This is a genomic window from Veillonellaceae bacterium (assembly GCA_012523975.1).
In the GTDB taxonomy this organism is placed as follows: Bacteria; Bacillota; Negativicutes; order JAAYSF01; family JAAYSF01; genus JAAYSF01.
In genome coordinates this window covers 41,236-66,349 of record JAAYSF010000073.1, presented here as the reverse complement: position 1 = coordinate 66,349, position 25,114 = coordinate 41,236, and the positions used below count along the sequence as shown (strand labels likewise).

22 protein-coding genes and 1 tRNA gene are annotated in these 25,114 nt (G+C 43.9%); 3 read left to right on the top strand and 20 right to left on the bottom strand.

All coding sequences use genetic code 11. The features are described 5' to 3' along the window. Positions 1-33 precede the first annotated feature (33 nt). The 12 genes from GX348_10500 to lon all read right to left on the bottom strand — a co-directional run bounded on the left by GX348_10500 (position 34) and on the right by lon (position 14,282). Entirely contained in the window at positions 34-1,665 is a 1,632-nt protein-coding gene (locus tag GX348_10500) for a lactate permease LctP family transporter (GenBank protein NLP42599.1), read from the bottom strand. 481 nt (positions 1,666-2,146) lie between these two features. After that, complete coding sequence (locus GX348_10495; protein ID NLP42598.1) at positions 2,147-3,778, bottom strand: lactate permease LctP family transporter; 1,632 nt, start codon at positions 3,776-3,778, stop codon at positions 2,147-2,149. A 444-nt stretch (positions 3,779-4,222) separates the two neighbouring features. Further along, positions 4,223-5,176, bottom strand: coding sequence for a polyprenyl synthetase family protein (locus GX348_10490; GenBank protein ID NLP42597.1), 954 nt, complete (start codon positions 5,174-5,176; stop codon positions 4,223-4,225). Between the two features lie 78 nt (positions 5,177-5,254). Further along, positions 5,255-5,506, bottom strand: coding sequence for a 4Fe-4S binding protein (locus tag GX348_10485; protein NLP42596.1), 252 nt, complete (start codon positions 5,504-5,506; stop codon positions 5,255-5,257). Between the two features lie 13 nt (positions 5,507-5,519). Then, positions 5,520-6,236 (bottom strand): pyruvate oxidoreductase subunit gamma, encoded by a 717-nt coding sequence (locus tag GX348_10480; GenBank protein ID NLP42595.1) that lies wholly within the window; start codon positions 6,234-6,236, stop codon positions 5,520-5,522. Continuing rightward, the gene (locus GX348_10475) at positions 6,236-7,012 is read right to left on the bottom strand and encodes a 2-oxoglutarate synthase (protein NLP42594.1); all 777 of its coding nucleotides are present in this window, start codon (positions 7,010-7,012) and stop codon (positions 6,236-6,238) included. Before GX348_10475 ends, GX348_10480 begins: the two co-directional genes overlap by 1 nt. Before the next feature lie 20 nt (positions 7,013-7,032). Beyond that, a complete protein-coding gene (locus GX348_10470) occupies positions 7,033-8,109 on the bottom strand; it encodes a ferredoxin oxidoreductase (GenBank protein ID NLP42593.1) in 1,077 nt (358 codons plus the stop codon). Positions 8,110-8,295: 186 nt separating this feature from the next. After that, the gene (locus GX348_10465) at positions 8,296-9,924 is read right to left on the bottom strand and encodes a lactate permease LctP family transporter (protein ID NLP42592.1); all 1,629 of its coding nucleotides are present in this window, start codon (positions 9,922-9,924) and stop codon (positions 8,296-8,298) included. 363 nt (positions 9,925-10,287) lie between these two features. Continuing rightward, the gene (locus GX348_10460; GenBank protein ID NLP42591.1) at positions 10,288-10,764 is read right to left on the bottom strand and encodes an Lrp/AsnC family transcriptional regulator; all 477 of its coding nucleotides are present in this window, start codon (positions 10,762-10,764) and stop codon (positions 10,288-10,290) included. A gap of 33 nt (positions 10,765-10,797) precedes the next feature. Next, complete coding sequence (locus tag GX348_10455; protein ID NLP42590.1) at positions 10,798-11,247, bottom strand: Lrp/AsnC family transcriptional regulator; 450 nt, start codon at positions 11,245-11,247, stop codon at positions 10,798-10,800. 88 nt (positions 11,248-11,335) lie between these two features. Next, positions 11,336-11,965 carry a YihA family ribosome biogenesis GTP-binding protein gene (locus GX348_10450; protein NLP42589.1) on the bottom strand — a complete coding sequence of 210 codons (630 nt, stop codon included), beginning with the start codon at positions 11,963-11,965 and terminating at the stop codon, positions 11,336-11,338. Beyond that, positions 11,958-14,282 carry an endopeptidase La gene (gene lon, locus GX348_10445; protein ID NLP42588.1) on the bottom strand — a complete coding sequence of 775 codons (2,325 nt, stop codon included), beginning with the start codon at positions 14,280-14,282 and terminating at the stop codon, positions 11,958-11,960. Before lon ends, GX348_10450 begins: the two co-directional genes overlap by 8 nt. A gap of 203 nt (positions 14,283-14,485) precedes the next feature. Here lon and GX348_10440 point away from each other — a divergent pair, with 203 nt between their 5' ends. Together GX348_10440 and GX348_10435 are read left to right on the top strand one after the other, a co-directional pair. After that, positions 14,486-15,025, top strand: a complete 540-nt coding sequence (locus tag GX348_10440) for a hypothetical protein (GenBank protein NLP42587.1) — start codon at positions 14,486-14,488, stop codon at positions 15,023-15,025. Further along, positions 15,025-16,509: an AAA family ATPase gene (locus GX348_10435; GenBank protein NLP42586.1), complete on the top strand. Its 1,485-nt coding sequence runs from the start codon at positions 15,025-15,027 to the stop codon at positions 16,507-16,509. The genes GX348_10440 and GX348_10435 overlap by 1 nt, the downstream gene beginning before the upstream one ends. A gap of 19 nt (positions 16,510-16,528) precedes the next feature. On the opposite strand, the gene GX348_10430 is transcribed toward GX348_10435, so the two are convergent. The 6 genes from GX348_10430 to GX348_10405 all read right to left on the bottom strand — a co-directional run bounded on the left by GX348_10430 (position 16,529) and on the right by GX348_10405 (position 22,181). Beyond that, a complete protein-coding gene (locus GX348_10430; protein NLP42585.1) occupies positions 16,529-16,723 on the bottom strand; it encodes a DUF378 domain-containing protein in 195 nt (64 codons plus the stop codon). 10 nt (positions 16,724-16,733) lie between these two features. Further along, positions 16,734-18,434 carry an ATP-dependent protease LonB gene (gene lonB, locus GX348_10425; GenBank protein NLP42584.1) on the bottom strand — a complete coding sequence of 567 codons (1,701 nt, stop codon included), beginning with the start codon at positions 18,432-18,434 and terminating at the stop codon, positions 16,734-16,736. A gap of 225 nt (positions 18,435-18,659) precedes the next feature. Continuing rightward, positions 18,660-19,922 carry an ATP-dependent Clp protease ATP-binding subunit ClpX gene (gene clpX, locus GX348_10420; GenBank protein NLP42583.1) on the bottom strand — a complete coding sequence of 421 codons (1,263 nt, stop codon included), beginning with the start codon at positions 19,920-19,922 and terminating at the stop codon, positions 18,660-18,662. A 12-nt stretch (positions 19,923-19,934) separates the two neighbouring features. Continuing rightward, entirely contained in the window at positions 19,935-20,537 is a 603-nt protein-coding gene (gene clpP, locus GX348_10415) for an ATP-dependent Clp endopeptidase proteolytic subunit ClpP (protein NLP42582.1), read from the bottom strand. 53 nt (positions 20,538-20,590) lie between these two features. Next, complete coding sequence (locus tag GX348_10410) at positions 20,591-21,880, bottom strand: trigger factor (GenBank protein NLP42581.1); 1,290 nt, start codon at positions 21,878-21,880, stop codon at positions 20,591-20,593. Between the two features lie 226 nt (positions 21,881-22,106). Next, positions 22,107-22,181, bottom strand: a tRNA-Gly gene (locus GX348_10405). 143 nt (positions 22,182-22,324) lie between these two features. Here GX348_10405 and GX348_10400 point away from each other — a divergent pair. After that, positions 22,325-23,569 carry a radical SAM protein gene (locus GX348_10400; protein NLP42580.1) on the top strand — a complete coding sequence of 415 codons (1,245 nt, stop codon included), beginning with the start codon at positions 22,325-22,327 and terminating at the stop codon, positions 23,567-23,569. Between the two features lie 137 nt (positions 23,570-23,706). Here GX348_10400 and GX348_10395 read toward each other — a convergent pair whose 3' ends face one another. After that, the gene (locus tag GX348_10395; GenBank protein ID NLP42579.1) at positions 23,707-24,045 is read right to left on the bottom strand and encodes a hypothetical protein; all 339 of its coding nucleotides are present in this window, start codon (positions 24,043-24,045) and stop codon (positions 23,707-23,709) included. Between the two features lie 34 nt (positions 24,046-24,079). Beyond that, the gene (locus GX348_10390) at positions 24,080-24,931 is read right to left on the bottom strand and encodes a YitT family protein (GenBank protein ID NLP42578.1); all 852 of its coding nucleotides are present in this window, start codon (positions 24,929-24,931) and stop codon (positions 24,080-24,082) included. Positions 24,932-25,114 lie beyond the last annotated feature (183 nt).

Below are 25,114 nucleotides of genomic sequence, written 5' to 3'. Positions count from 1 at the left end.
GGTTCCCCCGCCACTTTATTTTACATTGTTTAATTATGGGAGCATCCATCTTAATGCATATGCCTGCGCATAGGTAAGTGATGCCATCAAGAAGATCATCGCGAGACTGTGCTTTAAGGTAAACCGGAAGATAGTGCCTTCTTCACCAACCAGGCCAGTTGCAGCAGTTGCAACCGAGATACTTTGCGGCGAAATCATCTTACCGCATACACCGCCTGATGAGTTAGAAGCAACCATCAGATGAGGATCAACGCCGATCTGTTCAGCTGTAGTTTTTTGGAGCGAACAGAACAACGCATTTGAGGAGGTGTCAGACCCGGTCAGGAATACACCCAGGTAACCAAGGATTGGAGCAAAGAATGGGAATAAGGAACCTGTCTTGGTGAACGCTAAACCCATAGTTGAGCTCATGCCGGAGTAGTTCATCAGATAAGCAAGACCCAGGATCGAAGCGATGGTGAAAATCGGGAAAGCAAGCAGTCTGATGGTTTTGAAGAAACATGGGATAGCACGGCTCGGGCCGTAGTTAGGGATAACAAAGATGGACAAAACGCCGGAGAGAAGGATTGCTGTACCGCCGGCAGACAGCCAGCCGAAGGAGTAAACAGCGCCGTAAGGAGTATTTGTAGCAACGATAGGAGCTGCTTTATAGATCATGTTGTGCAGTCCCGGCCAAGGAATATTGATGTTCGTCTTAGCCAAAGCGGCTTTGATTGGACCATAGCCCCAAAGGAATACGGCGATAGCAAGCAGAATGTACGGCATCCAAGCCCGGATAACTTCCCCGGTCGAATAACGTAATTCTTCTTTACCGCTGCCAGTATTTTTCTCATCAGGGAAACGCCAGATTGTAGCGGGTTTCCAGACTTTCAGGAAAAGACCTAAGCCAATGATTGTAACAACGGCAGACGTAATGTCCGGAAGATAAGGGCTGATATAGTTTGCTGTATACCATTGTGTTACAGCAAAGCAGCCGCCGGCAACGAGAAGCGCCGGGAAAACTTCCATTGACCGTTTCCAACCGCTCATGGTAACAGCCAACCACAGTGGAACAATTATTGACAAGAAGGGTAATTGGCGACCAACGATTTGGCTGATGTGCATGATATCAAGCTGTGATACATTCGCAGCAACGATAATAGGAATACCGATGCCACCGAACGCAACCGGAGCAGTGTTCGCAATGAGGCAGATACCGGCAGCGTAGATAGGATTAAACCCGAGACCCACCAGCATTGCAGCTGTGATGGCAACCGGAGTGCCAAATCCCGCTGTTCCTTCAATAAATGAACCAAAAGCAAACGCTACAAATAATGCCTGTAGACGGCGGTCTTCTGTAATTGATGCTAGTGAGTTTTTAATAATTTCAAACTCACCTGATTCAACCGTCATATTATAAACCCAAATTGCTGTGACAACAATCCAGACAATCGGGAATACACCAAATGCTGCGCCGCAAAGGATTGAGTTAACTGCCAACCCTGCTGGCATTCCCCAGACAAAGATAGCGACTAGTGCAGCCGTTATAGTTCCCGCTGCTGCGGCAATGTGACCAGGAGTACGTCTAATACCAAGCAAATACAGCAATAGGTATAATGGTATGCCAGCAATAATCGCCGATAGAACAATATTTCCCATAGGATCATAACTTTGAACCCACGTCAATTGCATACACTCCCTTTATTTGATTTTTATAAGACCACAAGTTGCTAAATACAAACAGCCTGTTTATCCTTCCCCCCTCTCCCTTGCTGATTATATAGCCACATTTCACAAGTTAATTCACCTCTTACTTGTGATTTGTGGCGTTAACAGATTTGGTAACTTACACCAAACCTGTAAAGCAAGCTCCCAATCCGGTGTTGAATTAATTTTAATTTTCTTAATGATTTCTCTATTTTTAATATTGCATTTTTTCTATATTTAGCTTATTCTATAAATAATATGAAATTCCTTCATATTCAACCCTATTTTTAGATATTTTTTTATAATTATTGATAATGGCCGTCTCACCACATAGCACATCCATGTACCTTGGGAATTCTCCACGGCACTCGCAATTGCTAATCTTTCGGAATTTTCCCTTAATTATGGATAAAAAAAAGCAGCAGCCGAAGCTGCTGCAAAAAGACCATTTATTAACTTTTTATGGAAGCATCCAACTCAATGTATAGGCTTGCAGATAGGTCATGGCAGCTACAAGTGCCAGCATCGCGATACTATGCTTAAGGGTAAACCGGAAGATAGTACCCTCTTCACCAACTAAGCCTGTAGCAGCAGTTGCAACCGAGATACTTTGCGGCGAAATCATTTTACCACAGACACCGCCGGAAGAGTTAGCTGCAACAGTCAGGTGGGGATCAACACCGATTTGTTCAGCAGTAGTTCTTTGTAAGGACGAGAACAGGGCATTCGACGATGTATCAGAACCAGTTAAAAATACACCGAGCCAGCCAAGTATCGGAGCAAAGAACGGGAACAAAGCGCCTGTCTTAGTAAAGGCAAGACCCATTGTAGCGCTCATACCTGAATAGTTCATCAGATATGCTAAACCAAGAATCGTAGCAATAGTGATAATCGGGAAAACAAGAATTCTAATGGTCTTGAAGAAGCAAGAAGCAGCGCGGCTAGCACCGTAATTCGGGATAACAAAGATGGAAAGGATACCCGAGATCAGAATAGCTGTGCCGCCTGCAGAGAGCCAACCAAAGGTATATACAGCACCGTAAGGAGTATTCTTAGCAACTATCGGAGCAGCTTTGGTAATCTCATTATGAAGACCAGGCCAAGGAATGTTGATATTTGTTGTTGCTAACACGCTTTTCACTGGGCCATAACCCCAGAGGAATACCAATATCGCGAGCAGGATGTAGGGCATCCATGCGCGAATAACTTCGCCAGGTGAATACCGGAGTTCTTCTTTTCCGCTACCGGTATTTACTTCGTCAGGAAAGCGCCAAATTGTCGCCGGTTTCCAAACTTTGAGGAATAAACCTAAACCAACGATGGTAACAATAGCTGATGTGATGTCCGGGAGGTACGGACTGATATAGTTAGCTGTGTAGAATTGGGTAACCGCAAAGCAAATACCGGCGACTAATAGCGCTGGCAGAACTTCCATCGAGCGTTTCCAACCACTCATGGTAACAGCAACCCACAACGGGACGATGATTGACAAGAACGGTAACTGACGGCCAACAATTTGGCTGATATGCATAATGTCAAGTTGCGAAACTTGAGCTGCTACGATGATTGGAATACCAATGCCACCGAAAGCAACTGGTGCTGTATTGGCAATCAGGCAGATACTAGCAGCGTATACCGGGTTAAAACCAAGACCAACCAGCATGGCTGCTGTTATTGCTACCGGAGTACCAAAACCGGCAGTACCTTCAATGAATGAACCAAAAGCAAAAGCTACAAATAAAGCTTGCAGCCGACGGTCTTCTGTAATGGAGGCTAACGAGTTCTTGATGATTTCAAACTCGCCGGACTCAACCGTCATGTTGTATACCCAAATAGCGGTAATAACTATCCAAACTATTGGAAAAAGACCGAATGCGGCACCGCATAAAATTGAATTAATTGCTAAGCCTGCCGGCATTCCCCAAACAAAAATTGCCACAAGGGCGGCAGCCAGTGTTCCGGCCGCAGCAGCATAATGACCAGGCTTTTTCATAACACCAAGCATATACAAGAGAATGTACAAAGGAATACCTGCTACAACTGCGGATAAAACAATATTACCCATCGGATCATAGATCTGGGTCCACTGCATAACATACACTTCCTTTTATATTATTTAATCTTTGATTATGAATCCTAAAAAGCAGTATGTTATTGAGCATCATCTCCCTCCCTGGTCTACAATCCCTTCCGGAATTACACACCAGAAAATTCAATGAAGCCGCTTTAGACACTGTTTCACCTCCTTTACCTGAATTGCGGCTAAGACTAGCAGATCGAATGAACGATCTGCATAATAAACAAACAAAGCAGTCAAGTTGAACTATTCGCAAAATTTTCAACAGTTTAAATGAATAGAATTAATCGAATTATGCTATAAATTATCACTTTCGATATCTAATATATAAAATCCTCCTTTTTCTAGTTATAATGGTAAATTTTATATTGTATCCAAAATTATGGTAACTTGGTCTTATGGCCAATTGCAAACAAAAAGGCTTACCCGTTAAGGTAAGCCTTTACTATTGCACATCGATTAATACTTGCGAAGACCAACGAAGTCGGCCACTTCGAGTAGACACTCTTTGAGTTCTAAAGGGAGTGTGAGCGGCAGCACGCTGCGGGCCGCATTTAGATAGTTAGCTACCTGCTGATATGAGTACTCAACCGCCGAAGTTTCATAAATTATCTTAAGTCCCTTTTTAATCTCTTCTTCAGTAAGTGAACGATTCGAGACAATTTCACGAAGCTCATTATGGCGTTCACTATTATTCAGTGCGTAAATCACCGGCAGAGTAACTATGCCCTGGCGCAAATCATTACCGGCCGGCTTTCCAATTTGCTCGGACGAAGCCGTTATGTCAAGAATATCGTCGGTAATCTGAAATGCCATTCCAATTGAATAACCGTACTTGCGCAACGCCGCGACATCATCGGCAGGTAATCCGGCTGCCATACCGCCCAACTCACAGCTGGCCGCTATAAAATCAGCTGTTTTCTTGGCAATCCTAGTCAAATATTGCTCTTCCGACTGATCAGGGTTAAAGGTATCTTTATCCTGAATTATTTCACCTTCGCACATTGAGCACATGACATCGGTCAAGACTTTTAGCATGGCTTTATCAACATGCACGGCCACTACCGAAAATGCTTTGGCAAACAGGTAGTCTCCGGTCAATACTGACTGATAATTACCCCAGCATGCATTAGCTGTTGGTCGGCCGCGACGAGTCGAGGCATCATCAATGACATCATCATGAACTAAGGTAGCCATATGAATCATCTCGATTGCCAGAGCCATTGGCAGGATATCCTTTAGTTCGGCGGCTCTGCTCCGCGCGCACACTAAATATAAGGCTGGTCGTAAGCGCTTACCTCCAGCCTTAACCAAGTGCCCCCCAATATCGGTTATTAAATCTTCCTGGGAGTGTATTACAGAAATCAGTTCAGTTTCTAGTACAGTCAGATCATTTTGTATGATCTCGAACATGGTATTTTTATTCACGTTGCTATCACCTACAAGACAAGTCTGACTCTATAATACACCATCTGAAGGTATTAAGTCTACCTATTTCTTTTTTTCTACCCTTATTGCACAGTCAGGGCATACCATTTGGCAAATTCCACAGACAATGCATTTATCCATATCAGCCTGAACACGCGGCGTTCCGTATACTCCTAAATCTTCGGGCGACCATGCGATACATTTTACCGGACATTTTTCAATACACAAGCCACACCCCTTACATAAGCCCGGAAAAATCGCCCAGTTCCCTTTAGCATTATCGTGCTTCGATGATTCCCAATCTACTTTTGCCATGTTTTCCCCTCCTCTACATTGCGCCTTTAATTAGATTATAACCGCGCTCAAGTGCCTGATAATTCATATCGCGCAGTTTGGGGTTGGCTTCAAACTTATGGCCGAGCTTAGCTTCGAGAGCTTTTTTGATAGCATCCAACGGCAGTACCTCGGTAGCAGCGATTACGGCGCCCAGTATGATAATGTTAAATACGCGGGGATGTAGTTCATCTTTCGCAATATCATTGGCTGGTATTGCAATAACCTTTTTTACTTCTGGGATATCTTTAGGATCAATACCAGGACCGGGGCGACTGAATGAACAAGTTTTAGGTTCGCCGGCAATCATGTCCTGCGGTAAATCTTTATTCGGTTGGTCTGCTGTCGGGCAAGGCGGGGTGACGTCAAAATATTGCAAGCCTACAATGTTGTCATTGACTTCACCCTCAGCGACCAGAGAATTATCATAAATGTAGATGGTGTTTTTACCGGCATGTTCAGTTGTTCGATGAACAGCCCGCGGACTTAACGGAATGAGAATGTCGGCTTCAATAAACTTTGGTGCGCCGATATGACCATCACTTATTTGCACATAAGCAATTGATACACCGCCCCTTTGTTCCACCCCAAAGTTAGGTATGTATAGGGCATTTTTCCCTTCTTCATTAGCAGCTTCAGCTAATATTTCGGCAATTGACTGTACGCCTTGTCCGCCTTCACCCGCTAAAGCAACTTTAGTTACCCTCGCCATTATTTTCCCTCCTTCATCTCGGACGGCACACGCAGTTCGCCAACCTTAAAATACTCTGTCATGTCTTTCTCCACAAACTCCCAGGTTTGTTTGGCATTGGTCCTCCAGTTGGTTGGACAGCTTGATAAACATTCAACAAATGATAGTCCGCGGCCAGCGATTTGATTTTCCAATGCCTTCTTAATAAAGCCTTTCATCTGACGAGGATTAGCAATAGTACCACGAGCCACATAAGCTCCTTCAGGCGCTACTGCCGCTACCATTTCCGGTCCTTTAGTCGGAGCGCCGGTTGCTTCGATATCGCGGCCGTAAGGGCTTGTTTCTGTTTTCATGCCCGGCAGCGTTGTAGGCGCCATCTGTCCGCCTGTCATTCCATAGTTACAGTTATTGCACAAAATTATCGTGATTTTCTCATTACGAACAGCTGCATTAAATAAGTGTTGCGAGCCAATTGCATAACCGCCGCCGTCTCCCATATAGGCAACACCGATAATATCGGGATTAGCACGCTTCATACCGGTAATTACCGGGGTTGTCCGACCATGGTGAGTTTGCACAGTATCAATCGCAAAAAAATCCCACGCTAATAACGAACAACCAATATCACAGCCATAAACCATTTTTCCCTTAATTCCGAGTTCATCAATAGCTTCGCCTAATGCCTTCAAAATAATCCCATGTCCGCAGCCCGGACAAAATTTATGAGGCTTAGTTTCTTCATTCCAGCATGTGGGCATAGCCGGCTGAAGAGTTCCCTGTTCTTTGAGTTCTTGCATGGTAGTCCTCCTTCCTATTCTTAAAGCTTACTACACTCTTCGTAAATTTCTTCGCTGGTGATGCCGACACCGGGTTTAAGCAGGGTAGCTATTTCAATGGTACTTCCGTAGGTATGGGTTTGTACCAGCTTTAATAGCTGACCATAAGCCGATTCTGCTATTAAGAGCTTTTTAGCATTTTTCATAGCCTCTTGCAGTTGTTTTCCTGGGAAGGGCCGCACAGTAATCGGACGGAAATAGCCGACTTTCTTACCCTCTGCTCTAAGCTGATTGTAGGCTCCAAGGCCAGCGCGCGATACTATGCCATGAGTTACAATAATAATGTCAGCATCTTCGCAGCCTTTAGCGTCCCATTCAACCACCTTATCAGCCATTGCATCCCAATCGCGTTGATTTGCCATTACAACATTGTAAAGCTCATCTTCAGTATTATAGGTATTGCGCAAATGTTTGTATGGACGGTCCGGTCTTTCGGTGTCGCCTAGAATAGGCTCAGGCTTAACTAATGTTATTCCGCGTTCTTCGGGATCGTAGATTGTAAGCGGCTCCCGCATCTTGGCCTGATAGCCGTCACCTAGAATAAACGTCGGAAACCGATAAGTCCAAGCGCTATTAAAGGCTTTAATCGTGTAGTCAAACAATTCCTGATGCCCGGCCGTTGAATACACAATCCGATGACCTTCGCCATTACCGCCAAAGGTTGTAAGCGTTGTTTCCTGCTGGGCATAAATAACTGTCGCCGTCGAAGGACCGCCACGCTGCTGGATTACATAGACCATGGGCAAGCGCATCATTTCTGCCATGCCGGCAGATTCCTGCATTAATACGTTGCCTGGTCCAGCAGTTGCCGTGAATGCTTTTCGCCCAGACAAGACGCCGCCCAGCGAAGTAAATCCGGCAGAAATTTCGTCCTCCGTCTGGAGAAACTTCTTATTGTGCTTAGGCGCCAGCCGTGTCCAATAGTGCATTATTTCATTCTGTGGAGTTATCGGGTAACCATACATAATGTCCACTTTTGCAGCAACTGCGGCCCAAGCAATAACTTCATTGCCTGTCATAAACACTCTTTGTTCACCTTTTAGTGAAACTTCAGCCATAAAAGCACCTCCTGATATGTAGCTGTGTTTAGAGGAGATCATCCCCTTAAACATAAGTCATACGACTAGCATAACCAAATTTTTCGCAAAACATGAAGAAAAAGGCGGCTGCTGAAAAATTTAATCAGCAGTCGCCTTTAAAAAAAATAAGAGAGCAGCTTATTAGGCTGCTCTCTATTAGTAAGTTTAAGGAATCATCCAGTTTAGAACATATGCTTGAGCATAAGTCATCAAACACACAGCTAAAGCTAAGATGAAGGAGTGCATTACAGTAAAGCTGAAGAGTTCGCCCTCTTTACCAACAAGACCGGTAGCTGCAGTTGCAACCGCGATACTTTGCGGTGAAATCATTTTACCAGTAACACCACCAGAGGAGTTAGCGGCTACAGTCAGGACCGGATCAACGCCAACTTGCTCAGCGGTAACAGCTTGAAGGTTACCGAACAATGCGTTAGCGGAAGTATCAGAACCAGTCAGGAATACGCCTACCCAGCCAAGAAGCGGAGCAAAGAACGGGAAGTAGCTACCTGTTCCAGCAAGCAGCAGGCCAAGAGTAGCGCTCATGCCGGAGTAGTTCATAACATAAGCAAGACCAAGTACGCAAGGGATAGTAATAAGCGGCTTTCTCAATTGCATAAAGGTTTTGCCAAAAATGCTAAGGTATCTTGAAGGGCCAACGCCAAGAATCAGTGCAGACACGATGCTTGAGAATAATAATGCAGTACCTGCAGCGCTCAGCCAGTTAATTTTGAAAAGAGCAGCCATTTGGACAGGCTCCTTAGCAATCGGAGCTACTTGAGTTACAACTTTGTGAAGACCAGGTACAAACCATTTAATTGTTGCAGAGTCAAGCACTGCTGCCACAGGCTTAAGACCCCAAAGGATTACGAATACTGTAAGGATAATGAACGGAGACCATGCTTTGAAGATTTGTCCGGAAGTGTAAGTCGGCAGGGTTGCCGCAGCATTAACTTTCGGTTCGTTTTCAAAGCGCCATACTTTAACAGGTTTCCAAACTTTGAGGAACAGTGTAAGAGAAATAATTGCTGCCAATGAAGACAGAATGTCGGGAAGTTCTGGTCCAAGGAAGTTAGAAGACCACCATTGAAGGCCAGCGAAAGCTACACCGGCAACCAGACATGCAGGAAGTACTTCCATTGCGGATTTCCAACCAGCCATCAGTACAACCAACCAGATAGGGATGATTACGGATAAGAATGGCAACTGACGACCAACCATTTGGGAAATCTTCATAGTTTCAACGCCACTGACCTGACCGGCAACGATAATTGGAATACCAATACCACCGAACGCAACCGGCGCAGTGTTTGCAATCAAGCAAAGACCTGCAGCGTAGAGCGGATTAAAACCAAGACCAACAAGCATACCGGCTGAAATTGCAACCGGAGTACCGAAACCAGCAGCACCTTCAAGGAAAGCACCGAAGGAGAAGGCAACTAACAGAGCTTGCAGACGGCGGTCATCGGTAATTGTTGCAATCGAGTTCTTAACAATTTCGAATTGACCGGTTTCAACTGTCATGTTGTAAATAAAGATTGCTGTGATAACTATCCAGAAGATAGGGAATACACCGTAAAGCGCACCCATCGCTGTTGCAGTAAGCGCAGTAGAAGCAGGCATTCCGTAAGCAAAAATTGCTACTGCAACTGCTGCTACCATTGCAACCGCACCTGCGATTTGGCCAGGCGTCTTACGTATAGCCAACAAATAGAATATGATAATAATAGGTATTGCGGCTAAAAACGCTGATAGCGCGAGGTTATTCATTGGATCATAAACTTGCGTCCATGTCACTGTATTAACACCCTTTCAATAATGTTTTCAACGTACAAAAAATTTTAAGTTATACGTATCGTGATGCGTTTTTCGTTCAATGCTGAGTATACCCTATGAAGTTTTAAATTATACCCAGGAACGAGATATTATTTGATCTTATCACCTCACTTATCTTTATATAGTTTAAACAAACAACCCTTGTTTATTTTAAACACTTATCACTAGGAATATTTAAATCAAACTTAGTAATAAGTGAATAAAACCTGCAGAATAGAACTTATAATCTTAAGCTATTAATCTCATTTCATTATTCGACAATTTGCAGCATATTCCTTTTTCATTTGAGAATTTTCGAGTAATTTTTTAATATTAGCAAAATTTCTATCCTTTTTCGACAAAATACCGCATGCTAGCTTTCTTGTATTCCCGAGTGCTAAAGAGCATTGTGTATTGATTTAGGCCAGTGGCTGATGCTAGTTCTTCCGCCATCTTGCAACACTCTTCCCGAGTGTGGGCATGCAGCATTATATAAAAATTATATGGCCATTCGGGCTGCGGTGCTCGGGAGTAAGCATGTGTAATCGCCGGATGTTCCATCATAATCTTGCCAACTTCATCCATTCTATCTTCCGGTACAATCCATGCACACAAGGCATTAGCGGCAAAGCCCACTTCGCGGTGTTTCAAGACTGCGCCCATTTTACGGATTTTTCCGGTCCGACGATAATTCCTAAGCCTGTCCAATAATTCGGGTTCGCTGATACCGACTCGAAGAGCAATTTCCTTATAAGGTTCTGCTACAAGCGGAAATTCGTCCTGCATGGCAGCAATAATTTTTTTATCTAAGGCATCAAGCATTATTTTTACCTCCGTTAGTGCTCATAGCGCAGCCTAAAGTTTAAACTGGACACTTACCTTATATTTTTTATTTGCAGGAAGATTAATAAGCTTCAAAACTCCTTTAAGACCTTGAATTTCGCTTAAAATTCGTTTTTGACTGGCAATATCTGGCACCATAAGCGTAAACCATAAATTTAAGATGCCGTCGCGCTCATAATTATGAGTTACACCTTCATAAGTATTTATTATCTGCGCAACCTCTTCAATATGTTCCGGCTCGACCTTGGCAGCAACTAGTGTACCGACATAGCCTAAGCTTGTTGAATCAAAAAAGGCCCCTATCTTGCGTATGTATCCGTGCTCCTTCAAATATCTCAATCTATCAATAACCGTTTTTTCATCAGAATCTAGCCGGTCTGCAATTTCTGCAAAAGGACTACTGGCTATCGGCAACTTTGTCTGCAAGATATTAAGTAATTCTTTGTCAAATGACGTGAGCATAACATACCCCTATCTTAATTGCTGTATGGCCGGCCATAAGTTCACATCTTAAAGGAGGACAGCATTAGCTGTCCTCCTCCAGCCTGATTCATTTTAACAAAACCAGGCCGATTACGTCAAGTAATTCATCCCGTCCAAAACCCTTTTCTGATGAATAGGCAAGTATATTATTGTTTATTGCCCCTAAACCTTTTTTTATTGTTTCAACTTGTTTCTTTAAACCCATTCGACTAATTTTATCGGCCTTGGTTGCTATCAATTGTACAGGAAGATTATGCTCTATCAACCAACGATAGGCTGCGATATCACTGGGCATCGGCGGATGCCTTATATCAATTAGATGGCAAATAAGCTTTAACCGCGGGGACCTCAGCATATAATCTTCCGAAAACTTAGCCCACTGGCGCCTGTTAGTTTGACCGGTTCGGGCATAGCCGTAACCCGGCAAGTCAACGATATAAAAGTCCTGACGGTTATCATTTATTTTGGCGGCCAACCGGTAAAAATTAAGAGTCTGGGTCTTACCCGGCGTTCTGCTCGTTCTGGCAAGCCCATGCCGCCGGGCTAAAGAATTTATAAGCGATGATTTTCCAACATTTGAACGCCCAATAAACGCGATTTCACATATTTCTTCTTCCGGGTCCGGGTATTGATCAGCTCGCACCGCCGATGCGGCATACTTAGCCGCAATAATATTTATTGCATTATCATCAGTCATTCTCTTTCACCAGTGCCCGGTCTAATACTTGGTCCATATGCTCTACTAAGACAAATTCTAAGTGACGTTTAACGTTAGCCGGAATCTCATCAATATCCCGCTGATTTTCTTTAGGCATAATAATCGTGTTAATTCCCAGCCGATGAGCGGCAAGTACCTTTTCTTTAATGCCACCTACGGGCAGCACCCGACCCCGCAAGGTTATTTCGCCTGTCATCGCAATATCATTGCGCACCGGTGTACCGGTGAGCGCTGATACCATCGCTGTAGCCATAGTTATACCGGCGGATGGCCCATCTTTAGGAATAGCTCCTTCTGGCAGATGAATGTGAATATCATTTTTCTCATAAAACTCTTCGTCAATGCCAAGTCCCTTAACCCGTGACCTAATATAGCTTAAGCCGGCTTGCGCAGACTCGCGCATAACTTCACCGAGCTGTCCCGTTAAAAGTAGTTTGCCTTTGCCTTTCATAATCGAAACCTCAGTATTTAACACCTCGCCGCCTACTTCTGTCCATGCCAAGCCGGTAGTTACGCCAACTTCAGCTTTACCTTCAGCCTGGCGACGGCGAAATTTTGGGGCTCCTAAAAAGGTGTGGAGATTCTGGGCAGTTACCTTAACGCTCGACTTTTTATTTTGTACAATTTGCCGCGCAACTTTTCGGCATAATCCTGCAATATTGCGTTCTAGATTACGTACGCCGGCTTCACGCGTGTAATCACTAATAACTTTTTGCAAAGTACCTTCGGAGAAGAAAATTTGTTTCTCATTAAGTCCATGATCCCGCATCTGTTTTGGAATAAGGTAACGTTTTGCAATTTGAATCTTTTCTTCTTCAGTGTACCCGGCTATACTTATTATTTCCATACGGTCAAGCAGCGGCCTGGGAATATTATGCATGACATTTGCTGTTACAACCCATAACACTTGTGATAGGTCAAAGGGGATTTCTATATAATGATCACTGAAGGTATTATTTTGTTCTGGATCGAGAACTTCGAGCAAAGCAGCCGACGGATCACCTCTAAAATCTGCGCTCATCTTGTCAATTTCATCTAATAAAAATATTGGATTGCGCGAGTCGGCATTGCGCATTCCCTGTATGATACGTCCAGGTAGCGCCCCTACATACGTACGGCGATGGCCGCGGATCTCGGCCTCGTCACGCACTCCACCTAGCGAAACACGGACAAATTTACGGTCCATCGACCGGGCGATTGATCGGGCCAAAGAGGTTTTTCCGACACCAGGCGGACCAACGAGGCAAAGAATAGGCCCCTTCATCTTATCGGCAAGCTTTCGGATAGATAAGTATTCTAAGATTCGTTCTTTAACCTTCTCAAGGCCATAGTGATCTTCATTGAGAATTTGTTCGGCTGTAGCAATATCTAGATTGTCTTCTGTTTCATGTGTCCAAGGCAACGCTAAAAGCCAATCCAGATAAGTACGGATAACAGCACTTTCAGCTGCCATCGGCGGCATTTTTTCCAGCCGCTCAATCTCTTTAGTGATTTTCTCGGTTACTTCAGGCGGTAAGTCAGGCTGCTGTTTTAGCCGTTCACGATACTCATCAGCTTCCGCAGTACGATCATCTTTCTCGCCCAATTCTTTTTGGATTGCTTTTAGCTGCTCACGCAAATAATATTCTTTTTGCGTTCTCTCCATCTGCTTGCGGACTCGGACATTAATTTTCTTTTCAAGCTCAAGAATTTCCATCTCCCGCCCAAGAATCTCACAGAGCTTGCTTAAACGTTCTTTAATATCAACAGCATCTAACAGCGCCTGCTTATCCTCAATCTTTAGGGATAAATGGCTCGCAATAAGATCAGTCAGTCTGCCGGGTTCTTCAACAACCACCACCGAAACAAGCGTTTCGGGGGGGATTTTTTTACTCAGCTTAACCCATTGTTCAAACTGATGGATAGCTGTACGGGTAAGGGCCTCAACTTCTGGAGTTTTTGCCTCTGTTTCAGCAAATTCTTCTATTTCTACCTTGTAAAAAGGGTCTAAATCCATGTAGTTCGTTATCTTAGCGCGATGCAACCCTTCAACGAGTACTCTAATTGTACCTCCGGGAAGTTTTAAAAGCTGCTTTATTTCAGCCACTGTACCGAATTCAAATATATCTTCAGGATTAGGCGCGTCATTTTGCGCCTCTTTTTGGGTTGCCAGCATTATTTGGCGGTCGTGAACCATAGATTCTTCTAAGGCACCTATCGATTTTTCACGCCCGACATCAAGATGAATAATCATATATGGAAAAACCAGAATGCCACGAAGTGGCAATAATGGAATTATACGATTTTTCTTTGCCACGATGTTTTCGCCTCCTTTAGTTTACGTTTAGCACTACTATTTTCCACACCAACATTTATAAATATTCTTACCCGCTTTGTAAAAATCCTTTATTGCCAGCCTTATTACCTAAACAGTAAGCTTTATTTACCTTTGCGCCTGTTTTAGCTAAATGCTATAATACTTTATGTTAACTAAGCAGCGTGCAAAGGAGGTACCCTATAGTGAACATTAATAAAAACCGGTTATCTGTCGTGCTAGCTGCTATTATCCTGACGCTAATTATTTTAGGCGGAGGGCAATTTCTATGGCAGCGGTACGCAGTCGATAAACCTTTAGCGAAGGTGCTTAACAACATTAATGGCATAGATTCTTTTTATGTAGATAGTAATAACAAAATCAGCGGTACAGCCAAACTTCACATTTCATTAACTAATGTGAAGAACCTGCAGAAAACTTACCAAACCGTTTATGAAGGTGCTGCCGCTATCTTGGGGGATAACCAGTTCAGCGTGGTCATAAAGGATAACCGCACGCCCGAATTAGAACAAGTGTATTATAATGTCCATTTATTTGTTCAGGAAGGTATTGCTACAGGCAACTTTGCCTCTATGGCTGAGCAAATTGTACAAAAGGCCGCAGTTAATGGTGTCGAAGCTCAAGTTTATGTAGACTCTGTTAATGTTTATTTAGGATTAAAAAAAGCCGACGCCGATATGTATATAGTTGTTCCCCGCCAAGCCGGCCAACCGGAGGTGAAATGATGTATACCAAAGAAATCGCCGCCGGTATCGTCATTGCATTAACGGCATTCCTTGTGTGGCAGGGAATAAATATACTACCCTTTATTTTTTTCGCCGCATTTATAGGCGCTATCCTCTATTTTAATAATATGCGCCAAGGCGGAAAATCGTTTGCCGCTCCGCATAAAGAGACAACGGTCAGTGTGGTTAGTCTCGACGATATTGGCGGCCAGGATGTGGCCAAAAATGAATTGCGCGAGGCTTTAGAGTTTATTAAAGATGTTGAAAGTATCAAAAGGTTAGGAATAAGACCGCTAAAGGGCATTTTGCTAAATGGCCCGCCCGGCACGGGAAAAACATTGCTGGCCAAGGCAGCCGCCCATTATACCGATTCAGTATTCCTGGCTGCGAGCGGTTCAGAATTTGTTGAGATGTATGTTGGGGTCGGTGCCAAACGAATCCGTCAATTATTCAGTCAGGCCAAAACCATAGCGAGAAAACAAGGGAAACAAAGTGCCGTCATTTTTATTGACGAGATTGAAATATTAGGCGGCAAGCGCGGTGAGGCTAATAGTCATATGGAGCATGAACAAACGCTCAACGAGCTGCTAGTTCAAATGGACGGTTTAGCCTCAGACGAAACTGTAAGATTGTTAATAATTGCCGCAACTAATCGTCCTGATATGCTTGATCCCGCTCTGCTGCGGCCAGGGCGTTTTGACAGGCAGGTTAAAGTGGATTTGCCTGATAAAAAAGGTCGTCTGCAGATTCTGGCTTTGCATACCAGGAATAAACCATTGGCTGAAGATGTCTGCCTCGAGGAAATTGCAGACGCAACAATGGGCTTTTCCGGTGCCCATCTTGAAAGTCTGGCCAATGAGGCCGCAATTTTAGCGTTGCGTGAAGACCAGCACCAGATATTGCCCCACCATCTTAGAAGTGCTATCGATAAGGTAATTATGGGCGAAAAACTTGATCGCCTGCCGAGTCCGGAAGAAAAGCAGCGTATTGCCGTCCATGAAATTGGGCATGCCCTGCTTAGTGAAATCTCAAAGCCGGGCTCGGTCGCAACTATTAATGTAGCCTCTCGTAGCAATGCTTTGGGCTATGTAAGGCAAACGCAAGAAAATGATATTTATTTGTATACCTTAGATCAACTAAAGAAAAAAATTGCTGTCGCCTTAGCCGGAGCCGTTGCAGAAGAATTAACGCTTGGCAACCGCAGTACCGGCGCGTCAAATGACTTTAATCAGGCCACTGAGTTAGCTAAACAAATTATTCAGGGCGGGATGTCGAGCTTAGGTATTGTCTCAGCTGACAGCTTGCCGCCGGAGCTGCTGCACTCAACTATGAGTGAAATACTAAGAGACGTTGAAAATTATGTTCGATCTGTGCTTATAACTCAGCAAGAAACAGCTGCTAAAATTCTCGACATACTCTTGGATAAAGAATCACTTACAGGAGATGAGTTTAGAAATATGTTGCAAATTAATAAGCCCTCTTAGCGAGGGCTTATTTTTTTACCTATGCTCTTCCTTTATCCCTGAATAAAAGGCCAAGTGACCAAATACCTGCCAAGCCAACCAACGTATACACAGCGCGGCTTAAAAAGGAGTTTTGACCACCAAAAATTGACGCTACTAGATCAAAATTCAATACCCCGATTAGAAGCCAATTCAATGCCCCAACAATAACGAGCAATAAAGCTAATTTATCCATAATAACCCCCTTAACTTGGACTAAACACACTGGGAACCCCGGCGGCTGCCAAAACCTCTGGTTGCAAGGCTGCTTTGTCATCCCTTCCTGCATCCGCGTTTTTCAGCAGAGCATGCTCCAACGCCTCTTCCAGCGTGTTTATACCAATTACCTGTGCCTCCATATTTCGATATATTTCCTGCCAGTTTTCTTGTGGTATTATTATTTTCTTAGCACCAGCTTGGATTGCAGCATTGACCTTAGCACTAACGCCGCCTACCGGTTTGACTAGTCCCCGGATTGATATTTCTCCAGTCATGGCCACCTGATTGTCGATCGGAATGCCCATAACTGCAGAATAGATGGCAACAGCGACTGTTATACCGGCCGACGGTCCATCAATCGGTCCGCCTCCCGGAAAATTAACATGGATATCATACTTGTGATAATCAATACCGCATCGATTAGCCAACACAGTTAGAACATTTTCTAGCGAACCTTTGGCCATACTTTTACGCCGCATGGTTCGGCCTGGTACTCCGATTTCCTCTTCATCAATAACCCCTGTAACTGTCAGTTTTCCAGTTCCACAGGGGTTAGGAACTGCTGAAACTTCGATTTCCATGACCATACCAATATTGGCTCCATATACCGCTAAGCCATTAGCAAAACCTATTTGCGGCTTAAGCGGCACCTTCTTATCCGGCCGGGGATTATATTGGCCGAAGTTTACTACCCATTCGACGTCCTGCCCGGTTATTTTTTGACCATGGTGATTTAAAGCTACTCCCGCCGCAATCTGAACAATATTTACTGCATCACGGCCATTCATAGCATAATTCTTTATTACCTCGATAGCCGAATCCTCAATTTCAAATTTGACTTTTTGGGCAGCATTTCTTGCTACAATACCCACTTCTTCCGCATTAAGCGGGCGAAAGAAAATTTCTACGCAACGCGACCTTATTGCCGGCGGTATGTCCTGCGGTGTACGTGTTGTTGCCCCAACCAAACGAAAATCAGCCGGCAGGCCGTTTTGAAACATATCGTGAATATGGGTAGGGATATTTGTATCTTCGCTATTATAATACGAGCTTTCCAGAAATACCTTTCGGTCTTCAAGTACCTTAAGCAGCTTGTTCATTTGAATATGGTGGAGTTCACCGATCTCATCAATGAACAATAACCCGCCATGTGCTTTCGTAACAGCACCTGGTTTTGGCTGCGGAATGCCCGCAACCCCCATAGGTCCAGCGCCTTGGTAAATTGGATCATGGACTGTACCAATCAGTGGATCAGCGATGCCGCGTTCATCGAATCTGGCTGTTGTAGCATCCATTTCAATAAACTTGGCTGCTGCACTAAAGGGTGACAGCGGATTACGCTTGGCTTCGTCTAAAATCAGCCTTGCAGCTGCTGTCTTGCCTATTCCCGGCGGTCCGTAGATAAGAACGTGCTGCGGATTTGGGCCGCAAAGCGCGGCTCGTAGCGCTTTCAATCCTTCTTCCTGACCAATGATTTCGGCAAATGTGGTAGGACGGGTTTTTTCCGCAAGCGGTTCGGTTAATGAAACCTCCCTAAGTTTTTGCAGCTTGTCCATTTCCTTCTTTGATTCACGCTCTACTGCCACACGGTTACCTTGTTGCGACCGCAGAAGATTCAGAAAGTACATGCCGATGACAATGGCAAAAAAGAATTGAATCACCGTGATGATATTTACGGCATAATCCACTTAGCCACAAACCCTCCTTCCCGCATCTACAATTCGCCAACAGGCCGGCAAATTTTTTCCTAATGGCACTATGATTCTAGTATGGGCAAGCAAGGTGATTTTATCCTAGCAAAAGCCGCCACATAAGTCATATAAAACCAAGCTTATGTCGTACTTATTTCGCAATCAGGAAGTTATACTTTAGGCACGGAAAATAAAAAAACAAAGGAGATATATCTCCTTTGTTTAGGCGGATTCTTCTTTTTTCTTGCTTTTTCTGTCAACAGTAACTAATATTGGTTCTTCATTGTTAACTACTACATCTTTAGTTACTGTACATTTTACAATATCTGTCCGCGACGGAATTTCATACATCACATTGCGCATAATGCTCTCAATGATGGCTCTGAGTCCCCTTGCGCCCGTGTTACGTTTTAGCGCCTCGCTAGAGATAGCTTTAAGAGCATCTTCCTTAAACTCAAGCTGTACATTGTCAAGTTCAAGGAATTTTTGGTATTGCTTGACAAGGGCATTCTTTGGTTCGAGCAGAATCCGAATGAGTGCCTCTTCATCGAGTGCATCCAAGGTTACGATAACAGGTAATCGACCGACAAATTCGGGAATAAGGCCGAATCTTAACAAGTCTTCAGGCAATATCTTTTTTAAGATTTCGCCGACCTTTTTCTTCTCCTTACTCTCAATCTCTGCACCAAAGCCCATCGTTTTCTTACCCGTACGGGCACTGATAATTTTATCAATTCCGTCGAAGGCGCCACCACAGATAAACAAGATATTAGTGGTGTCAATCTGAATAAATTCCTGGTGCGGATGCTTACGCCCGCCTTGTGGCGGTACACTGGCGACAGTGCCTTCCAGGATTTTCAGCAAGGCTTGCTGTACACCTTCGCCTGAAACATCACGAGTAATTGACGGATTTTCCGACTTACGGGCAATCTTATCAATTTCATCGATGTATACGATACCCTTTTCCGCCTTTTCTACATCATAATCAGCAGCCTGAATAAGCTTGAGAAGGATATTCTCAACATCTTCACCAACGTATCCAGCCTCAGTTAACGAGGTAGCATCGGCAATGGCGAACGGCACATTCAAAATCTTAGCTAGAGTTTGAGCCAACAGCGTCTTACCACTGCCGGTTGGCCCTAACATGACGATATTTGACTTTTGCAGCTCGACATCGTCCATTTTATTGGCAAGATTAATCCTCTTGTAATGATTATAGACAGCGACCGAGAGTGATTTTTTTGCGTCCTCCTGACCAATAACATATTGATCGAGAATTTCTTTAATCTCTTTCGGCTTTAGAATATCTTTTAGTTCTACGTCAATATCTTCATTTAGTTCTTCTTCAATTATTTCATTGCATAATTCAATGCATTCGTCACAAATATATACGCCAGGACCCGCAACGAGCTTTTTGACTTGCTCTTGCAACTTGCCGCAAAATGAGCACTTCAATTGACCCTTATCATCCCCAAATTTCAACATCATATCACCTCTCTATTTGGGATTATCCTTGCGCTCACCTCGAACTATTACCGAGTCAATTATACCATATTCTTTGGCTTGTTGGCTCGACATAAAGAAATCACGTTCAGTATCACGCTGAATATTCTCCAGCGGCTGACCGGTATGATTGACAAGTATGTCATTGAGTAATCCCCGCATCCGTAAAATTTCCCGGGCGTGAATTTCAATGTCGGTAGCTTGCCCCTGAGCTCCGCCCAACGGCTGATGAATCATAACGCGCGCATAGGGGAGAGCATATCGTTTTCCTTTAGCGCCGGCAGCCAGAAGTACTGCAGCCATGCTTGCAGCCATTCCTAGACAGATGGTTGAAACATTGGGCTTAATGTACTGCATTGTATCATATATTGCCAATCCTGCTGTTACAACCCCGCCTGGACTGTTAATGTACAAATGAATATCCTTATCAGGGTCTTCGGACTCTAAGAACAGTAACTGGGCAATAACCAGATTAGCTACGGTATCGTCGATGGGGCCACCAAGGAAAATGATACGGTCTTTTAAAAGACGTGAGTAAATATCGTATGCTCTTTCGCCGCGATTTGACTGCTCAACAACTATTGGCACAAAACTCATGAAAATCACCTCTTTTCATTTTGTCAGAGAATTAACTTACTAACTGATACTGCTTACTCTTTTTCAGTACCATCAATAATAAATTTAGCCGCCTTCTTGCGAAGTACTGATTGCACTAAAGCGTTCAGATGTCCTTGCTTGCGGATAATCTTCTCAACTTCTTCGACGGGAGCGGCGTATGCTTGGGCCATTGCAGCGACTTCAGCTTTAAGATCTTCAGCGCTTGCCTCGATATTTTCAGCCTTTACAATTTCTTCAAGAACCAAGTCGGTTTTAACATTCACCACAGCCGCTTCACGATAGCTTTCCCGCAAGCCGTCCATATCCATCTTGGCATAGGCTAAATACTGGTCAAGTTTCATACCACGGTTTTCAATGTTAATTGCCAAGTCATTAATCATATTGTCGATACGGCTTTCGACCATTACATCAGGAATATCCAGTTCAGAGCTTTCAACCACTTGTTTAATGGCTTCATTTTGGAATTCACGGTCAGCTTTTTCTTCGGCTGCCTTTTCTAATTTATTCTTGATATCAGCCTTTAATTCCTCAACCGTTTCGAACTCACTGACATCCTTGGCAAAATCATCATCTAATGTCGGCATTTCTTTCCGTTTAACATCGTTAATTTTAACTTTGAATACTGCTTCCTTGCCGGCTAAATCAGCTGCATGGTATTCTGTCGGGAAAACAACTTTTACATCGCGCTCTTCGCCAGCTTTAGCGCCGATAAGCTGTTCTTCAAAACCGGGAATAAAACTGCCGGATCCAATTTGAAGCGGATAGCTCTTACCAGCGCCACCTTCAAATGCAACATCGTCAATAAAGCCTTCAAAATCGATGATAGCAAAGTCACCGTTTTCGATTGCTGCATCCTCAGCAACAACCATCTTAGCATGGCGGTTGCGGAGATTTTCGAGTTCTTCTGCAATTTTTTCGTCAGTAACCGGTTCAACCTTTTTCTCAATTTTGAGTCCTTTATATTGGCCAAGCTTCACTTCAGGCTTCGTGATAACCGTAGCTTTGAAAACTAAAGGCTGATCTTCAGTTAAAGCTACAACCTCAATCTGGGGACGAGTTACCGGCTCAACTTTTTGTTCCTCAATTGCTTTGGAATATGCCGCGGGAGCTATAATGTCGAATGCTTCGTCAAGCAGTACTTCTTTTCCGAGGCGCATCTCGATAACTTTACGCGGTGCTTTACCCTTACGGAAACCAGGGATATTAACCTTACCAGCCAGTTTATGATACGCTTTATCAATCGCCTTTGCTACTTCTTCCTGCGGTACCTCTATTTCCAATACCACTTTATTCTTTTCTATTCTTTCGGCCGTTGTTTTCATTGATGCTATATCCTCCCTATGTAGTTGCAAAATATACGACAAGCTTTCCCGCCAAATATAGCATTACCAATTTTGGCATAAATTTCACGGTTTCCCCAATTATTTTTTAAAAAAATCAGGGTTATTTCAGCATGTCATGCGCTTAATGATACCATAATTGTATAACAAAAACAAGAGATATGCTAAAAACCAGCAGTCACCCCTGCTGGTTTTTGCTTACCTTCTATGGAGCGGAAAACGAGATTCGAACTCGCGACCCTCGCCTTGGCAAGGCGATGCTCTACCACTGAGCTACTTCCGCATTTTACTTCGACCCCTGACAACGAAATTTATTATATACCATTTACAAAAACTTGTCAACATACTTTATTAACACAAAGACACACCATGCCGACAATTTTGCATATTATGTACCAGGCCCAGAGTTAAAGGAGGGAATCCATCTTGTATTACCGATTGAATAAGGACTGCAGACTGGTTAAGGGAGCAAAACGCGGTGCTATTTATGACTTCCAAAGCGGGAAAGTTTATTCGATAAACAATGGCGCTGTTCAATTGCTGTTGGCCTGTCAGGAACACTCTCTGGATAAATTGCTTGATGTTACTAATTCCAATAGTAAGAAATACTTAAGTTTTCTTGATGATCTCACCGGAAAAGGTGTTGGCTCGCTCTATACTTTTGACCCGGGGATAAAAGCGCCGACTGCCGAAGTACAGGTAGCAGATGACATCAGACTTGAATTTCTCTGGTTAGAGCTGACATCCAAGTGTAATAATCGCTGCCTGCACTGTTACGCTACCAGCGGTCCGGTAATCGAAACTAAGGATTGTGTACCCCATGAAAGATGGCTGAGTCTGATCGATGAGGCTCGTCAAGCCGGCGCAACTGCCATTCAGCTTATTGGGGGCGAACCCCTGATGTACCCAAAATGGCGCGAATTGGTAGTTAAAGCTAAAAAATCCGGCTATGAATTTATTGAAATATTCACTAATGCTACCCTAGTCGACGATTCTTGCATTAATTTTTTCAAAGAAAACGATGTAAGCATCGCTACAACGATTTACTCCGACTGCAGTGAAATTCACGATAAAGTTACCCTTAATCAAGGCAGCTTTGACAAGACCCTTACAGCCATAAAAAAGATCATTGCAGCCCAGATTCCTTTGCGCATTGCTTCTATTATAATGAAAGCAAATGAAACCGAGCCACAGAAAATCATGGATCTCTGCCAGCAACTCGGCGTCGAAGTCAACCCCCCTGACGTTGTTAGACCAACAGGCCGCGGTGATGACAAAGAATTAATTCCTTCAATGTATACTAAGCAACCTATTAAACCTCCGTTTTATACCGATGCCGAGAGCTTTGCCAAAGCCCAGATGCATCACAGCTGCCTAGCAGGGAAAATAGCTGTCACCGCGACTGGCGACATTATTCCCTGCATATTTGCCCGCAGCCAAATATGCGGAAACATACTCACGGAATCTCTTACGGAGGTACTTCGCGGACAGCCTTTACAGCAATGTTGGCGTACAACCAAGGATCATGTAGAGAAATGCAAAGATTGTGAGTTTCGCTATGCCTGCAGCGACTGCCGGCCGCTAGCGCAAGGCAGCGACCCAAACAAACGGTGGTTGGCATGCTCATGTGGGTGCTCGTATAACCCTTATACTGGTAAATGGGAGGAATGAAATTTATGTTTGAAGACACAAGACGCCCTAAATGGGAAGACCCCGAAATAGCCGAATGGGAAGATGAAATTGACTATTATGACAATGAAAGACAAATAGGCTGTTACCCAACAGGAACCCCCTGTAGGCCAAATTGCTCACCTACCTGCAATCCGGCCTGCTCGCCTGGCTGTAAACCATCCTGCAGACCAAATTGCTATCCTACCTGCAGCCCTAGCTGTAATCCGCGCTGCGCGCCCAACTGCAATCCGCGTTACTGCAATCCTAGATGGTGTGGCCCAAGCTACTGCTACCCCCGCTATTGTTACCCGCGCCAATGCCGCCCTGCCAGCACTTGCAATCCGTCCTGCCGTCCCCGCCAATGCAAACCTGACTGCCGCCCATATTAAATGCTTGTACTGAAAACGCCCTACCCATTTGGGTAGAGCGTTTTTTTGTCCGGTGACCACGACGCTGTAAACTCCATTAAACTCCATCAAACTCCATCTGAACCAAGGCTCACTTCATCTATTAAAGCTGTTTGCTGCCTGGTAGAGTAAATCCTCGTCCCAGCACTTCGGCAGCGTCCTGCATTATCATAAAGGCATAAGGATCAGCCTCATGAACCAGCGCTTTAATCTTTGCAATTTGCGTTAAACTCACCACAACAAAGATTACCTCTTTTTCCTGTCTAGTAAAGGCTCCCTCGCCACGTAAGATAGTTACACCGCGGCCAACCTCCTGTAAAATGGTTTTAACTATCTGTTCGGAGTTATATGAGACAATATAGATTGTTTTCTTCCTATTGAAACCTTCTACAACCTTATCGGTAACATTCGCGCTGACAAACATCGAAATTAGCGTCAAAACCGCTAGCTTAAGTCCAAATAAGCCTGCCGCAATAAGCATAATAGCACAATTAATTGCAAAGCTTACAAACCCAACATTAAGAGAGTATTTTTTCTTTACGATAGCTGCGATTATATCTAATCCGCCAGAACTTCCATCGACACGGAAAATCAGGCCGCTTCCAATTCCGGACATCACACCGCCCATAATGGCGGCGAGTAGTGGATCATCAAGGACCTTCCAGTTATTTAGAAATCGAGTTGCATCTATAGCAACCGAAAACCAAATTGTGCCATAAATCGCTATCGTAGTATACTCTTTGCCGAGATTACGGTAAGCGGCTACAAGCAGTGGGACGTTCATTAAAAAAATCTGCAGACCAATAGGCAGCTTAAATAAATAATAAAAGATTATTGCCAAGCCACTGATTCCGCCACTGAGAAAATGGTTAGGAACAAGTAAAAGATTTATCGAACAGCTGCTAATTATACACCCAAGACTGACAAAAAAATATTGAATAGTTTTCTTCCGCATGTAGGCCTCCATATATAATTTTGGATATTGTTCGTGAAACCATCTCAAATTTCCTGTATCGGTTATTGAATTACATGTATTAATGACCAAAAGTCGTTTTTCATAACCCTTCGGATTAATACCATCTACTGTTAATATGCGCCACTGGAATAATTTTAAGGCCTTCTCCGCCGCGCCCAAAAG

Excerpts from the sequence above, each read along its gene's own strand:
- GX348_10480 (NLP42595.1), bottom strand. The coding sequence starts at position 6,236 with ATGGCGAGGGTAACTAAAGTTGCTTTAGCGGGTGAAGGCGGACAAGGC.
- GX348_10395 (NLP42579.1), bottom strand. The coding sequence starts at position 24,045 with ATGGAGTTTAATGGAGTTTACAGCGTCGTGGTCACCGGACAAAAAAAC.
- GX348_10485 (NLP42596.1), bottom strand. The coding sequence starts at position 5,506 with ATGGCAAAAGTAGATTGGGAATCATCGAAGCACGATAATGCTAAAGGG.
- GX348_10460 (NLP42591.1), bottom strand. The coding sequence starts at position 10,764 with ATGCTTGATGCCTTAGATAAAAAAATTATTGCTGCCATGCAGGACGAA.
- GX348_10490 (NLP42597.1), bottom strand. The coding sequence starts at position 5,176 with ATGTTCGAGATCATACAAAATGATCTGACTGTACTAGAAACTGAACTG.
- GX348_10430 (NLP42585.1), bottom strand. The coding sequence starts at position 16,723 with ATGGATAAATTAGCTTTATTGCTCGTTATTGTTGGGGCATTGAATTGG.
- GX348_10455 (NLP42590.1), bottom strand. The coding sequence starts at position 11,247 with ATGCTCACGTCATTTGACAAAGAATTACTTAATATCTTGCAGACAAAG.
- GX348_10475 (NLP42594.1), bottom strand. The coding sequence starts at position 7,012 with ATGCAAGAACTCAAAGAACAGGGAACTCTTCAGCCGGCTATGCCCACA.
- GX348_10470 (NLP42593.1), bottom strand. The coding sequence starts at position 8,109 with ATGGCTGAAGTTTCACTAAAAGGTGAACAAAGAGTGTTTATGACAGGC.
- clpP (NLP42582.1), bottom strand. The coding sequence starts at position 20,537 with ATGAGTTTTGTGCCAATAGTTGTTGAGCAGTCAAATCGCGGCGAAAGA.
- GX348_10435 (NLP42586.1), top strand. The coding sequence starts at position 15,025 with ATGTATACCAAAGAAATCGCCGCCGGTATCGTCATTGCATTAACGGCA.
- GX348_10495 (NLP42598.1), bottom strand. The coding sequence starts at position 3,778 with ATGCAGTGGACCCAGATCTATGATCCGATGGGTAATATTGTTTTATCC.
- GX348_10450 (NLP42589.1), bottom strand. The coding sequence starts at position 11,965 with ATGACTGATGATAATGCAATAAATATTATTGCGGCTAAGTATGCCGCA.
- clpX (NLP42583.1), bottom strand. The coding sequence starts at position 19,922 with ATGTTGAAATTTGGGGATGATAAGGGTCAATTGAAGTGCTCATTTTGC.
- GX348_10410 (NLP42581.1), bottom strand. The coding sequence starts at position 21,880 with ATGAAAACAACGGCCGAAAGAATAGAAAAGAATAAAGTGGTATTGGAA.
- GX348_10390 (NLP42578.1), bottom strand. The coding sequence starts at position 24,931 with ATGCGGAAGAAAACTATTCAATATTTTTTTGTCAGTCTTGGGTGTATA.